We start from the raw sequence: 13,296 nt of genomic DNA on the forward strand, positions 1-13,296 counted from the left end.
GTCCCATCGATTCCGGCCAGTCCGCGAGAACGCTTCCACGCAGCACGGCGCCCCGGCACAGTGGCATGGGCACACGACGTTCCACCCCGCACGGCGACACGGACGCACGACGTTCCGCCCGGCGCGGTGGCGTGATGGCCAGGTTCAACGTCACGCTGCCCACCCGGAGCGCCGCCCGGCCGGTGCTGCCCGGCTTCGTCACCGACGTACGGCCTGCCCGTTCAGATCCGGCGGGACCGGCGGGCCGGGCCGCCGAGCTGGCGGGGCTGTCCGGCGCGCTGGTGCCCTTCGATCCGGAGGGGCAGGAGTCGCTGGTGCTGGCCGCCGGGGTGCTGCGCGACTCACGCCACCTGCGGGTGATCGCGGAGTTCCCCCCGGGCATCGCCACCCCGGTCTACCTGGCCAAGTTCTCGGCCTCGCTGCAGCGCTTCTCCGCCGACCGGCTCGGCTGGCGGCTCGCGGTGGACCTCGATCCCGCGGTGGCCAGGGCCCAGGGGGACTTCCTCAGCGGAGCCGACCGGTACGCGCGGGCCGAGGAGTTCCTCACCGTCGCCAAGGGTGTCTGGCAGGGGGACTTCGAGTACCGGGGCCGCTTCTACCAGGTGGCCGGGGGCGGCTTCGCGGCCCCGCTCTCCGGACGGGTCTTCCCGACCGTCTACCTCGGCGGCACCTCGCCGGAGGCGCTTGAGCTCTCCGCCCGCCATGCCGACGTGCACGTCTTCTCACCGCAGGACGACCTGGAGACCCTGACCGAGCGGTTGCCCGGACCGGCGTACGGTCTGCGGCTGCCGGTGCTGGCCCGCGAGGACGACGACGAGGCGCTGGCGGCGGCCCGCCGTACCGGCTTCACCGGGCTGACCGGCTGCTACGCCGCCGTGGCCGCCGCGATCGGGGAGTACGCCGACCGGGGCGTCTCGGAGTTCTTCCTTGAGGCCGGGCCGCGCCCTGAGGAGACCTACCGGCTGGGCGAGCACCTGCTGCCGCTGCTGAAGGAGAGCACCCATGTCGGTTGACATCTACTGGCGCATCCACATGGAGGGCGACCAGCCCTCGCTGCGCCGCAGGGGCGGCAGCCGCGGCGGCTTCGCCGACCTGCCGGGCGCCCTCGCGCCGGGAGTCAGGGACGGCGCCCCCGACGGCTACAGCCACGTCGACTACATGGCCGAGGTGGCCAGGGCGGCCGAGGACTCCGGCTTCGTCGGCGGGTTGCTGCCGTCCTTCCCGCACACCGACGACCCATGGGCCGCGGCGGCCACCCTGGCCCGGGAGACCCGCTCCTACCGGTTCATGATCGCCTTCCAGCCGGGGTTCCTGCACCCGGTGCAGGCGGCCCGGATGACCGCCACCCTGCAGCGGGCCACCGGCGGACGGGTGGTGTACAACGTCATCTCCGGCGGCGGCGGACCCGCGCAGCTCTGGTGGGGCGACCGGATCGACCATGACGACCGCTACGCGCGCACCTCGGAGTTCCTCGACGTGCTCAAGGGCGTGTGGCACGGCTCCCACACCCACCACGGCCGCTTCTACCAGGTGGAGAACGCGGGCCTGCCCGAGGAGCTGGCCGGGCAGCCGTTCCCGGAGATCTTCTTCTCCGGCTCCTCCCCCGCCGCGATCGCCGCCGCCGGGCGGCACGCCGACCACTACCTGTCCTGGCTGGAGCCGTACCCCGCGCTGGCGGAGAAGTTCGACCTGGTCCGCGCGCACAGCGACACCCCGCCGAAGTTCGCGGTCCGGGTGGACGTGCTCGCCCGCGAGACCGAGGAGGAGGCGTGGGACGAGCTCCGCCGGGGCTGGGCGGCCAGGGTGCCCCGCGACTCCGGCGGGGAGTCCGGCTCCGGCGACTCGGTCGGCGTGCGGCGCAGCCGGTCCTTCCTCGCCTCGGCCGGCGGGGACCTCCGCGACCTGGAGGTCTCGCCCAACATCTGGGGTGGGTTCGGCGAGCTGCGCGACGGCCCCGCCTTCGGCCTGGTCGGCGACTACCACCAGGTCGCCGAACGGCTCGACGAACTGATCGGGCTCGGCGTGGACGCCCTCATCCTCGCCGGAGTCCCGCACCTGGAAGAAGCCCATCGGGTGGGCACGCACGTGCTCCCCCTCCTGAAAGGACGGTCCTGATGACCAGCCGAGTCGGATATTTCCCCCAGAACAACTCGCTCTGGGTGCTGCGCCACCGGGGGCTTCCCGACGTGGAGTGGGTGAACCTGCGCTCCCTGCCGGCCGGCGAGCGGGTCGACCCCACCCGGGCGCTGCCATCGGTGCACAGCGACCATCTGTTCGACGGCGGCTACGACTTCATCGGCACCGGCGCCACGCCCCCGGTGACCGCCCAGGCCAAGGGGCACGACGTCGTCTACGTCGCGATCTCCGAACCCCGGATCGAGAACGGTCGCCTGGTCGTCCTCGACGACTCGCCGGTCCGGAGCCTGGCGGACCTGAAGGGCAAGAGGGTCGCTCTCGGGCACGGCTCGTGGCAGACCACGCTGCTGCTGCTCGCCCTGGAGCGGGTCGGCCTCGGCTGGAGCGACATCGTCCCGGTCGACGTCTACGACAACGCCGCCGAGCTGTTCCTGTCCGGCGAGGTCGACGCGTGGGTGGGCTCCTACCCCTACCTCACCGGGGTCGAGCAGCGGGCGTCCGTCCGGGAACTGGTCGCCACCGACGGTCTGTTCAGCCACCGCTCGCTCTGGTTCACCCGCCGTGACTTCGCTCTCGAACAGCCCGAGGAACTGGCCAGGATCGTCTCCGCGCTCCAGGAGTCCGACGAGTGGACCCGGCAGAATCCCCGCGCGGCGGCGGAGCTGTTCGCCAAGGACGACGGCGGCGACCTGGACGCCTGGGAGCACGCGCTGCGCACTCGCCCGTGGGGCCTGCACCCGATCAGCGAGGAGTTCGTCGCCGAACAGCAGCACGTCGCCGACCTCTTCCACGCCAACGGGCTGATCGAGAAGAGGATCACCGTCACCGACGCGGTACTCCCCGAACTCGGCAAGCTGGTCACGGGCTGACCGTCCGCCGTGATCCCGCGGCCGGCACATCACCTTCGCCCCTGCCGGCCTCACCGGCCGGCTGATGCGGCCTTCCCCACCTGCTCTGAGCATCGGAAAGGCCGCCCTGGCGGTCCCGGTCTCTCGGCCGCGGGATCGCAGTCCATACCGGACATCAGAGGAGCAGGTCGCCTGCACGGAACCGGGCGGATGCCATGAACACCGCCTCGATGACGGAGGAGGACCGCACGAACGCCCCTGCTCGGGCACTGGACCCTTTTTCCGGGGCACAGGGGGATGTGATGGATGCCTCCTCACGGACTCCGGAGGAGGGAACCAGCTCCGCGCAGTCGACGGTGCGGAACGCGTCGGACTCCGAGCGGGAGATCCCCCAGGCGGCCCAGACCGTCTTGCCGATCCCGCCCGGCACCGGAACGACGCCCCACCGGTCGGCCAGCGCCTCCACGATCGCGAGCCCCCGGCCGTGCGAGGCGTCCTCGCCCAGGCTGAGCTTGCGGGGCCGTTCGGAGCCGTGGTCGGTGACCCGCACGCAGACCCCCTGGGGCATGCCCCAGAGCGAGAGCCGGATCGGCTCCTCGCCGTACAGCGTGGCGTTCGCCACCAACTCGCCGACCACCAGGACGGCGTCGTCGGCGAACTCGGGCGCCAGGCCCCAGCCGGCGAGGGTGTCCCGCGTCATCCGGCGGGCCTCGCCGACGGTCGCCGGGTCACCGGGAATGTCCCAGCAGACGGTCCGGAGCCCGTCGGGGGTGCCTGTGATCATCAGATCTCCTTGCCCGTGCCGCTGGGTTTCCATCTGCCGGTGGGTTTCCGTTTGCCAGGGGCGTTCCGTTTGTTGCTGGGATTCCGTCTGCTGATGAGTGTCCGTCTGTTGACGGTGGGGTTCCCGCCCCCAGGAGGTTTCCGTTTGCCAGTGAGATGCCGTCCGCTGGTGGGGTTCCGTTTGCCGCTGGGATTCCGGCATCGTCCGTGCTTCAGACGGCGTCGTGGGTGACGGCGTGGTCGCCGATTCGATGGCCTCGCTCTCGCGCATCAGCGCGCACAACTCCTCGGCCGTACCCGCCTCGACGACCAGGGGCTCGGGGATTCGCCCGGCGGCGATGGCGTAGAACCGGCGCCCGCCCACCCCGTACATGACCGTCCAGCCCGCCTCGGCCCGATCCAGCCGGGCCGCGACCTCCCGTTGCTCGCGGTCCCACTGCCGTGGGCCTCGCTGCTCGACGGGCCCTCCCCGCCGATGCCGCCCACTCACGCCGCCCTCCCGGAGCTCAGCGCGCCCGGGTACGACCGCCGCCTGCCGTCCGGCGGCCTGCCTCGCCCATACGACGAGAGCGATCCGGACTCCGCGGGCCTGGCCTGATCGGGTGCCGCCCGCGTCTCCCCCGGCGGACGTACCGGGGCCGAGCCGGACAGCCGCCCCGCGAACCCCAGCCGCCACCACTCCGGCAACCGCGCCCGGAACTGCGCGGGCGTCGGTCGCTCATAGGCATGCGCCTGCCGGTGCGGCAGACACCGGTCGTCGTGCGCGTACGGCGAATGCCCACACCACCGACACCCCAACGGGGCGGGCGGCCGGTCACCACTGAAGCGCATCCGGATGACCCGGATCGCTCTTGTAAAATCGAGCACGGAATTGGACCTCCAGAGTCCGGTTCAAGAGGCCGTCACGGTGTTTGCCGCACCGTGGCGGCCTCGACTCGTTTTTCGGGTCTGCCAGGGGAAAAGGGGGAATGCGTTTTGGCGACTACCTGGAGCAGGCGGTGGCCATAGCCGACAGCAGGCAGTGCCAATTACTCAATAAAGTGCAATCTGGACATATTTGCGCAGAAATTTTGGACAATAACCCTCATTGTCATATTGGGGTCGCCGTCCAGCCCCGAACCCATTAGCATGCTGGCACAGTGACGCGAGGATCACAATGCGTAGATAAAATCAAGATGAATTGTCTGATTTGTTCCACAGAACCGTCACCGGCAGTTCACAGAGGAGGCCAAAAATGACAAGCAACAGCCCCACAGTCAAACGTCGGAAACTCTCCCAAACGCTCCGACAGCTCCGGAAGGAAGCCGGATTCTCGGTGACCGAGGCGGGCAGGCGGCTGGAGTGGGACGCGTCAAAGGTGTCCAGGATGGAGCGCAACGAGTGGCGACTCCCAAGCGTCCACGACATTCGCCTACTGCTCGACCTGTACGGCATCACCGACGAGGACCGGCGCGAGGCAATGATCACCCTCGCCAGGGAGTCACGTCAGCGCGGCTGGTGGGAGAAGTATCAGGACGTCTTCCGGAGCAGCCTGCCCGATTTCGAGGCGGGTGCCAGTTCCATCCGCACCTGGGAAATCGTGCTGGTACCGGGACTGCTCCAGACGGAGGGGTACGTGAGAGCACTGTGGCGAGCCGCCCGGATCCTCGATGAGACACTCATCGATCGCCACGTCCAGGCGAGGCTCCTGCGTCAGGAGATCCTCTTCCGGGAGAACCCGCCAACCCTGCTGGCGCTCATCGACGAGGCCGCACTGCGCAAGTCGATCGGTGGTGCCGAGGTGATGCGTGAGCAGATCAGCCACCTCATCGAGATGGCCGCCAGGCCGAACATCACCATCCAGGTGGTTCCCGACTCGGCCGGCGCACATCCCGCCCTGGAGGGGTCGTTCGTCACTCTGGATTTCCCCAACGATCCGAGCCTCGTCTACACCGTGACCGCGACGGAAAGCCTCTGGCTCGAACAGCCGTTGGAGTATCAGCGATACACCATTATTTTGGACTATGTGATGGGATTGGCCCTGTCGCCAGACGAATCGGTCCGGCACATGGCAAAGCTCGTGGAGCACCTCAAGGGATAGGTGAAAAAGTGGACAAGAGCCCCCCCAATCTCACCTGGCGCAAGAGCACCCTCAGCGGAACCAACAACGACAACTGCGTCGAGGTCGCGAACCTATCTGACGACAGCCGGGCCGTACGGGACAGCAAGGACCCCAACGGGCCCGTGCTGAGCTTCAGTCCCGACGGGTGGCGGTCGTTCACCAACGGCATCAAAAACGGCAAATTCGACTGACCAGAACAACCAACAGGGCTGGCCCATTATCTGGAGACACCCATGGATTAAATATGAACCAAAGCGCCCAGAACCTCACCTGGTACAAGAGCACCCTCAGCGGAGCCAACACCGACAACTGCGTCGAGGTGGCCAACCTGACTGGCGGCGGCCGAGCCGTACGAGACAGCAAGAACCCCAACGGACCCACACTCAACTTCGCCCCCCATGCTTGGAGAACCTTCATCACCAGCATCAAGAACAACGAACTCGGCTGACTCGAACACCCCAGCAGGGAACCACCCGATGGAAACCCCAACCTCCATCACCCGAAGTGGCGCAAGAGCGCTGAGGGGCTATATCTGAGCGGCGATTGCCGGGCGGTGTTCGCCGATCAGGACTTTGCCGGGCTGCTGGTGGCCTGGGCGCGGCAGGTGCTGGACATCATCGTGTACATCGTCGGCAAGCCTGCCGGGCAGCGGGACTTCCAGGCGCGTCCCCGGCGGTGATCGGTGGAGCGGACGCCGGGCCTGGCTGATGGCGTATCAGCGGCCGGCTCATGATTATGAGCGTCACCCGTCAACCAGTGAGGCAATGATCCGCCGGGCTGTGATCAACCTGCTGGCGCGGCGCATCACCCAAGGTCATCCTGCGCAGCGACCTGGGCCTCGCCCGCTCAAACGGGTCCGCCGCACTAAATGATCACTGCTCGAACACATACTGGCCTGCGGTGATGACGCGGGTTTTTCGCGGGCCGGGAGGTGCGCTCGCGCCTCCCGGTCCTCTGGCGTCGCGCGGCTACTCGGGCTCGTCGACGACGACGGCCGGATGGGAACGCTCAAACCAGGCCTGGTCCAGGCGCACGCCGGTGCGGCCCTCCACGACGGCCATGGCCATGGCCTGCGAGGCCGGCCAGGGCGCTTCGACGACCGGGCCCAAGGCCGCCAGTTCGGCTTCGATGGCGGCGGGGTCGTCTCCCCTGACGTAGGCAGGGTCCAGATGCGGGACCTCGGCCAGAACCCGCCCGTGTGCGGCGTGGATCAGCCGGGAATTCCTTGTCACCTCCCACGACACATGCCAGACCCGCGCGTTCACGCTGAGCCGACCGAGAACATCCGACTCCCAGACATAGTTCTTCCCGAAGGTCTGGACGATCATCGTCGCGTTCCCCGCTTGTTCCAGCAGGAGTGCGCCCTCCTCGTACGCCTCGTCGTCCTCTAGTTCGATCAACGGCGGCCGCTCGCCGTCGACCAGGCGGGACACCGTCGCGTCCAGCGACAGCGGGCCGTCGACCGGCAGGACGGCGGTCCAGGCCAGTCCCTCCGACAACCAGCCCGAACGCGCCCGGAGGAGACCCTCGTAGTGCTCCGTCAGATGCTGGAATGCCAAGTCGTCCTCCGTTGAAATTGTGAACATAATGCCGGTCGCCACGGGCAGCGAGTCCGTCACCTACGGCGACCGGCCATATCAGCTGCCAGTCCTGGGGGTAGGTATCGGTCTTCTGATGGCAGGCCTTCCAGTAGTGCTTGTAGGCGGTGTCGTAAGCCCCGTTCAGCCTGGATCGTGGAGTCCCGGAACGGGTCGCTTGCCTGGGGGAGCGGCAACTGAATGTAGGCGCGCCAGCGCTTGGCGATGTTGCTGGCGTAGGACTTGCCGACCCACATCTGGTCGCGGTAGTGCATGTCCCAGTTGTCGGTGAGGTCCACATCATTGATGTACGTGTCCGTCGGATCACCGGGAAGACAGGGTTTGACTGGGTCGCCCAGGGTGCACTCGTACCAGTAGTCGTCGATGGTTATGGTCGCCGGATAGGTCGTTGCCGGGGTGAGGGCTGTACACCAGCGCCGAGCCGTGCAGACTCACCTGTGCCCTGCCGACTCTGGCGACGGTGCGGGCGGCTCGGCCGGGGACGCCGAGGCCGCGGACCAGGTCGGCGAGGCTGCGATGGTAGAGCGGCTGCCCGGCCCGGCGTCCGGGGAAAAACCAGCGGGCGTCGGCGTTGGTGGCCGTGTTCATGTTGGAGCGTTCGGCCTTGGCCGCCATCAGCATGTCAGACATATCCGCGGGATTTTCGGCCAGGAATCCGGGGACCCCTGGAATCTTATAGGTAGCCAAGACATAAGCCTCCGATCTTGAATGAGCGATGTCGGGCCGTGTGACCAGTGGCCCCTCACCGAACGTTGACCGGGAAGCCTGCGACGGGGAGCAGGTGTTCCGGGCCCGGAAAAGCCCGGTCAAGGTTCGGAGACGTCTCACCGGCCATTGTCGAATCCGGCGGCCGGAACGGCGATCCGCTGGATGGCCGGAAAAAGTTGGACCAAAGAACGGGGAGAAACTCTTGCGTGCAACGATCAGGATCACTCGTACCATCGCAGTCGCCGGCGCGGGTGCCGTGTTGTCGCTCGGGCTGAGCGCCACCACCGCGAACGCCGAGCCGAACCCCTGTGCCGGTCGTAGCAGCGACAGCGGCAGCGGTGGGAGTCTCGGCACGATAGACCCCGTCACCGTCTACGGCACCTGGTACAACTGTGGCGGCGGAACGGGCGCCGACAGGAAAAAGCTCAACATCGCAAACGCGGATGACGGCCCGTGCATCACCATCCCGTACGGGAGCACCGGCTCCAGCACTGTCTCGAGATACCGCTACATTTCGGGCGTCGGCCCGGCCCCGCGCTACAACGGGTGGATATCCTGCTGACCTCCTGACCCTGACCTGAAGCGGCCCCGCCCCCGATGGGGCGGGGCCGCTCTGCTTGACCTGTCGGCCGTTTGGGCTGCTCACCGGCCCCGCGACGTCCGCCGCCAAGGGCCCCACGCGGAAAAGACGCGGTCATCTGTCTTCGGTGAACGTGTCCGGCGTCGAGAAGAAGGTCGCCCGGGAGAGGGGCCAGAAGATCGCCATGGCGCGGCCGATCACGTCGGCCTCCGCGATCGTCCCCTCGCCTTCCTGCTCCTCGTGGCCGCGGGAGTCCTGGGAGGCAGAGCGGTGGTCGCCCATGACCCACAGGCGGCCCTCGGGGACGATCTTCTCGAACTCCTCCCCCGAGGGGAAGTCGTCGGGATGCAGGTAGTCCTCCTCGTCGAGCGGGACCCCGTTCACGGTGATCCTCTTCTTGGCGTCGCAGCACTTGACGGTGTCGCCGCCGATCGCGACGACCCGCTTGATGGTGTCCTCGCCGTTCCAGCCCTTGAAGACCACCAGGTCGCCGCGCTCGGTCGCACCGTGCAGCTTGTCGACGACCACGCCGTCGCCCTCGCGCAGGGTGTTCTCCATGGACTCCGACGGGATCCAGAACAGCCGGAAGACGAAGACCTGCAGCAGCACCGCCACCACGACGCCGCAGACCAGCAGGAACAGGCTCTCTCGCGCCCCCTTGCGGGAGGGCTTGTTCTGCTTGTTCTCGGAATCGGCGGTCATGAGATCCTCCATCGGCTTCCGGGCCGGCGGCGTCCGCCACCGGTCCCACATCGATGACCTCATCCTGCTGCCAAGGTGCGGCAAACTCTCTAAGATCAATTCCAGACGAATACCGAAGAATCGGGAGAAAGTGTGGAAGATCAGGCTACGCCGGTCGGGATTGACCCGAACGTGCCCAACGTCGCCCGGATGTATGACTACTACCTGGACGGCAAGGACAACTACGCCGCCGACCGGGCCGCAGCCGAGCAGATTCTGAAGCTCTTCCCCGAGACCCGCGACTCCGCGAAGGAGAACCGGGCGTTCCTCTCACGTGCCGTACGCCATCTGGTCGAGTCGGGCATCCGGCAGATCGTGGACCTGGGCTCCGGGCTGCCCACGCGGGGCAACACACACGAGATCGCGCACGCGGTCGCACCCGACACCCGCGTGGTCTACGTGGACTACGACCCCGTCGTGTGCGTGCACAGCCGGGCACTCCTGGCGAAAGGCGACAACGTCACCATCGTGCAGGCCGACGTGCGTACCCCGGAGACGCTGCTGGCCGAGCTTCGCGAGCATGTCGACTTCAGCCGGCCCGTGGCGTTCCTGCTGCTGGCCATCCTGCACTTCATCCCGGACGAGAACCCCGACGGTGCGGGCGCCTACCAGATCATCCAGCGGCTGTACGAGACGAGCGCGCCGGGCAGCCACCTCGTTCTCAGTCACGCGATCGACGCCAAGCCCGACACCACGCCGGAGGCTCTGGAGATCTACAACCGGTCCACCGAGGCACTGAGCCTGCGTACCCACGCGGAGATCGCTCGCTTCTTCGACGGCTACGAGTTGCTCGAACCCGGCCTGGTGTTCCCCAAGGACTGGCGCCCTGTCGATCCGCCCCTGTTCGGCGGGCGGAACACCTCGATCGGCTACGTCGGAGTGGGCAGAAAGCCCTCGTGACCGTCGCGATGTACCGGGCGAGAGCACGAGCTTCCCGCCCGGACACCTCGTCGGCCTCGAAAGGTCATTCCTGCGGTCGGACGGCATGGTCGCGGATTCGCCTGTGCGCCTCGGCGTCCTCGGGAGAGGTGGCGAGCGCGGCGATGTCCTCGTCCGTCTGCAGCACGGGCGGGATGAGTCTCGCCAGCTCCCGGCGGTCGCCTTCGGCGACCTTCACGGCGTTCTCCAGCATCTCGGCCTCCGCCCGCGCGATCGGCAGGTTCTCGCTCATCGGCGACGGCACCTCGGGGTCCATGGTCTCCTCGACGAAGGCGATGTAGGAGCGATAGCCCTCGGCCGCGCGGCGCAGGTCCGCGACGATCCTGGCGCGCTCGTCGGCGCGGGCCTCTGCCGCGTTCTCCATGTGTCCCTCCCGTTCTGCGGCCAACCGTTCAGGAACGGCGGTGGAACCGAGAGTAGAGCGGCCCCCCTCTCCGCACATCCCTGTTTTCATCACATAAAGGATCCTGGCCGCCGGAGCACCATCGTGCCGAGAGGGAGCGGCGGGTCGCCCCGCCGCTCCCTCTCGAACCGTGCGTGCCGCTCGCCGCGTGGGCCCTGAAAGGCTTGCGCACCCGGGTGTTCATCCGTTCAACAATGAATCCCAGATCTCTGCCGAATAATTCTTTTACCGTAATCGCGGGCTTGAAAGAAAGAGCCCGTTTTGTGTGCTTTTGTCAGTGAATGTCGGGTATCACTCTCCCGCTGAGAATGTCGCGGTCCCGTGCCGGCCTCGGTCGGCACGACGGCACCGCTTGATCGGCAAAGGAGATGAGCACCATGTCCAACCGAATCCTTCAGGCGATCGCGATCGGCGCGACGAGTGTCGCGCTGATCGGCGGCGTGGCGGGCATGGCGGGTGCGATCCCGACCGACCCGAAGGCGGCAGCGGCCAGCCCCTCGTACACCGCGACCCCATCCCCGAACAAGCCATGTCAGAAAGACAAGGACTGCAAGAAGGGTTACAAGGACGGGTACAAGGCCGGCAAGAGCTCCTGCAAGAGCGGCGAGGCCCAGGGCAGAAGCGGCGGTCAAGGCTCTGGCGGTTTCGGGGAGTATGAGCGCGGATTCGATCTGGGATACGACCACGCCCGCGCCCGGTACTGCTAGGGACAGCGAGCACCAAGGAAAAGGGCACGGAGCCAAAAGCCTCCGTGCCCTTTTCTCCTGGCGGAACAGTCCGCTCAACCGGCGGAGGTGAGCAGCGGCAGCTTCCGTACGCCGGTCATGTTGGGGCTCGGCAGGAAGAGCGGTGGCTCGTCCGGGTCGGTGCGCAGGTGGGGGAAGCGGTCGAGCAGGATGTCGAGCGCGACCCTGCCCTCCAAACGGGCCAGCGGCGCGCCGAGGCAGAAGTGGATTCCCCGGCCGAGGCCGAGATGAGGGTTGGGGTCACGGCTCGGGTCGAAGACGTCGGGGTCGGCGAACTGCCGGGGGTCGCGGTTGGCCGCCGCGATCCACACCATGAGCAACTGGTCGGCGGGCACCTGCTGCCCGCCGAACTCGACGTCGACGTTGGTGACCCGGCTCAGGGCCGCGAACGGGCTGAAGAAGCGCAGGGACTCCTCGATCACGGCGGGTAGCGTCGATCGGTCCGCGCGGGCACGGGCGAGTTGCTCGGGCTGGGCGTCCAGGCAGAGCACGGTGTTGCCGAGCAGCATGGTGGTGGTGATGTGCCCGGCTATCAGCAGGATGTTGGCGAAGTTCACCACCTCGGCCTGGCTGAGCCGCTCACCGTCCACCTCCGCCTCGACGAGCTGGGTGAGCAGGTCGGCGCGCGGCCGAAGCCGGCGCTCCGCGGCGTGCTCGCCGAGGTAGTCGCTCAGGTGCTTGGCCTGCTCCATGACGAACTCCAGGTTGCGCTCCTGCTCCTCGCTCCGGTTGACCAGCGAGAACCGCTGGGACCCCTCGAACATTTTGTCCACCCACTGCTTGAACAGGTAGCGGTCGGAGCCGGGCACCCCGAGCAGTTCCGCGATGACGATGACCGGCAGCGGGTAGGCGAGGTCGGCCACCAGCTCCAGCCGGCCCGTGTCCGCCGCCGTGTCGAGCAGTTCGTTGGTCAGCGCGGCGATGCGCGGTTCGAGGTCGGCGACGACCTTCGGGGTGAAGGCGTGGCTGACGAGCTTGCGAAGCTTGCTGTGCATGGGCGGATCCAACTGCGTCAGACTGCGCTCGGCCGGCCTGGCGATCTCGGGCACCATGCGGCTGGTATCGGAGGAGAACGTCTTCGGATCGCCGAGAATCCGCAGTGCCTCGGGGTAGCCGTAGACGTTCCACATCCCGGTGCCGGCGTCGAAGCTCACCGGCTGGTCCGGCCGCCTTCCGCGTAGCCAGAAGTGCCCCTCGTGCAGGCCCCATGTGTCGGCGATGGTGGTCATGGCGTGCCTTTCTGGTCGGGACGGGTCCGGGATCAGCCGGGCTCGTACGTTCTCTCGTACGCGTGGATCCAGGTGCGGTAGGGCGAAATCAGGTCCTCGAAGACGGCGACGACCGCCGCGGCCGCCGCCTCCGGACCCGGCGGCTCGGGCGGTTCGAAGACGTTCCGGACGGCGTACGCGGGCGACTCGGCCCTGGCGCGCGCGTCCGGTCGGACGGCCGGCGGATCCGAGCTCTCGGTCGAGAGGCTCCTCGGCGTAGGAGATGGCCTCACGCGGCGGCACCGCCTCGGACAGCTGCCGCCTCGTGCGCCGGTGCGGGTGGACCGCGCCCTCGCCGATGCCGGCGAGCTGGGCGATGTCCTCGATCGTCACCTTCCGGTAGCCGAGGCGCACGAGCGGTTCGCCCGCGGCGTCGAGGATCCGGCCGGCGCGACCGGTGGCCTGCCCTGGTCGTTCCGTCATCCTTGGAACTCTCACTCTGACT

Annotated in this window: 17 protein-coding genes; 11 read left to right on the forward strand and 6 right to left on the reverse strand. The window is 67.9% G+C overall.

Annotation, left to right across the window (positions count from 1 at the left end; translation table 11 throughout):
* The first annotated feature begins 65 nt into the window (after positions 1-65).
* From AB0J58_RS19425 to AB0J58_RS19435, 3 genes are read left to right on the forward strand one after another with little or no spacing between them, the layout of a single operon-like run.
* On the forward strand, positions 66-1,013 hold the full coding sequence (locus tag AB0J58_RS19425) for an LLM class flavin-dependent oxidoreductase (RefSeq protein ID WP_364217392.1): 948 nt from the start codon (positions 66-68) through the stop codon (positions 1,011-1,013).
* Positions 1,003-2,115: an LLM class flavin-dependent oxidoreductase gene (locus AB0J58_RS19430; protein WP_364217394.1), complete on the forward strand. Its 1,113-nt coding sequence runs from the start codon at positions 1,003-1,005 to the stop codon at positions 2,113-2,115. Before AB0J58_RS19425 ends, AB0J58_RS19430 begins: the two co-directional genes overlap by 11 nt.
* The gene (locus AB0J58_RS19435) at positions 2,115-3,005 is read left to right on the forward strand and encodes an ABC transporter substrate-binding protein (RefSeq protein ID WP_364217396.1); all 891 of its coding nucleotides are present in this window, start codon (positions 2,115-2,117) and stop codon (positions 3,003-3,005) included. Before AB0J58_RS19430 ends, AB0J58_RS19435 begins: the two co-directional genes overlap by 1 nt.
* Positions 3,006-3,159: 154 nt before the next feature.
* Here AB0J58_RS19435 and AB0J58_RS19440 read toward each other — a convergent pair whose 3' ends face one another.
* Positions 3,160-3,768, reverse strand: a complete 609-nt coding sequence (locus AB0J58_RS19440; RefSeq protein ID WP_364217398.1) for an ATP-binding protein — start codon at positions 3,766-3,768, stop codon at positions 3,160-3,162.
* 420 nt (positions 3,769-4,188) lie between these two features.
* Here AB0J58_RS19440 and AB0J58_RS19445 point away from each other — a divergent pair, with 420 nt between their 5' ends.
* The 5 genes from AB0J58_RS19445 (at position 4,189) to AB0J58_RS19465 (ending at position 6,547) form a co-directional block, all read left to right on the forward strand.
* Complete coding sequence (locus tag AB0J58_RS19445) at positions 4,189-4,365, forward strand: hypothetical protein (protein WP_364217400.1); 177 nt, start codon at positions 4,189-4,191, stop codon at positions 4,363-4,365.
* A gap of 636 nt (positions 4,366-5,001) precedes the next feature.
* Positions 5,002-5,847 carry a helix-turn-helix transcriptional regulator gene (locus tag AB0J58_RS19450; RefSeq protein ID WP_364217402.1) on the forward strand — a complete coding sequence of 282 codons (846 nt, stop codon included), beginning with the start codon at positions 5,002-5,004 and terminating at the stop codon, positions 5,845-5,847.
* Positions 5,848-5,855: 8 nt separating this feature from the next.
* Positions 5,856-6,059, forward strand: coding sequence for a DUF397 domain-containing protein (locus tag AB0J58_RS19455; protein ID WP_364217404.1), 204 nt, complete (start codon positions 5,856-5,858; stop codon positions 6,057-6,059).
* A 53-nt stretch (positions 6,060-6,112) separates the two neighbouring features.
* Complete coding sequence (locus AB0J58_RS19460) at positions 6,113-6,316, forward strand: DUF397 domain-containing protein (RefSeq protein WP_364217406.1); 204 nt, start codon at positions 6,113-6,115, stop codon at positions 6,314-6,316.
* A gap of 105 nt (positions 6,317-6,421) precedes the next feature.
* Positions 6,422-6,547, forward strand: a complete 126-nt coding sequence (locus AB0J58_RS19465; protein WP_364217408.1) for a hypothetical protein — start codon at positions 6,422-6,424, stop codon at positions 6,545-6,547.
* Between the two features lie 289 nt (positions 6,548-6,836).
* Here the strand turns inward: AB0J58_RS19465 and AB0J58_RS19470 are convergent, their stop codons facing one another.
* Entirely contained in the window at positions 6,837-7,427 is a 591-nt protein-coding gene (locus AB0J58_RS19470; RefSeq protein WP_364217410.1) for a hypothetical protein, read from the reverse strand.
* 342 nt (positions 7,428-7,769) lie between these two features.
* Positions 7,770-8,096 carry a hypothetical protein gene (locus AB0J58_RS19475; protein ID WP_364217412.1) on the reverse strand — a complete coding sequence of 109 codons (327 nt, stop codon included), beginning with the start codon at positions 8,094-8,096 and terminating at the stop codon, positions 7,770-7,772.
* Between the two features lie 280 nt (positions 8,097-8,376).
* Between AB0J58_RS19475 and AB0J58_RS19480 the strand changes: the two genes are divergently transcribed.
* On the forward strand, positions 8,377-8,736 hold the full coding sequence (locus tag AB0J58_RS19480) for a hypothetical protein (RefSeq protein WP_343977380.1): 360 nt from the start codon (positions 8,377-8,379) through the stop codon (positions 8,734-8,736).
* A gap of 132 nt (positions 8,737-8,868) precedes the next feature.
* Here AB0J58_RS19480 and lepB read toward each other — a convergent pair whose 3' ends face one another.
* On the reverse strand, positions 8,869-9,456 hold the full coding sequence (lepB, locus tag AB0J58_RS19485; RefSeq protein WP_364217414.1) for a signal peptidase I: 588 nt from the start codon (positions 9,454-9,456) through the stop codon (positions 8,869-8,871).
* A 132-nt stretch (positions 9,457-9,588) separates the two neighbouring features.
* Here lepB and AB0J58_RS19490 point away from each other — a divergent pair, with 132 nt between their 5' ends.
* Complete coding sequence (locus AB0J58_RS19490; RefSeq protein ID WP_364217416.1) at positions 9,589-10,395, forward strand: SAM-dependent methyltransferase; 807 nt, start codon at positions 9,589-9,591, stop codon at positions 10,393-10,395.
* Between the two features lie 64 nt (positions 10,396-10,459).
* On the opposite strand, the gene AB0J58_RS19495 is transcribed toward AB0J58_RS19490, so the two are convergent.
* Complete coding sequence (locus AB0J58_RS19495; protein ID WP_364217418.1) at positions 10,460-10,798, reverse strand: hypothetical protein; 339 nt, start codon at positions 10,796-10,798, stop codon at positions 10,460-10,462.
* Positions 10,799-11,205: 407 nt separating this feature from the next.
* Here AB0J58_RS19495 and AB0J58_RS19500 point away from each other — a divergent pair, with 407 nt between their 5' ends.
* Positions 11,206-11,544, forward strand: coding sequence for a hypothetical protein (locus tag AB0J58_RS19500; RefSeq protein ID WP_364217420.1), 339 nt, complete (start codon positions 11,206-11,208; stop codon positions 11,542-11,544).
* A 74-nt stretch (positions 11,545-11,618) separates the two neighbouring features.
* Here the strand turns inward: AB0J58_RS19500 and AB0J58_RS19505 are convergent, their stop codons facing one another.
* The gene (locus AB0J58_RS19505) at positions 11,619-13,274 is read right to left on the reverse strand and encodes a cytochrome P450 (RefSeq protein ID WP_364217422.1); all 1,656 of its coding nucleotides are present in this window, start codon (positions 13,272-13,274) and stop codon (positions 11,619-11,621) included.
* Positions 13,275-13,296: the final 22 nt, after the last annotated feature.

Source organism: Streptosporangium sp. NPDC049644, assembly GCF_040675205.1.
Taxonomy (GTDB): Bacteria; Actinomycetota; Actinomycetes; order Streptosporangiales; family Streptosporangiaceae; genus Streptosporangium; species Streptosporangium fukuiense.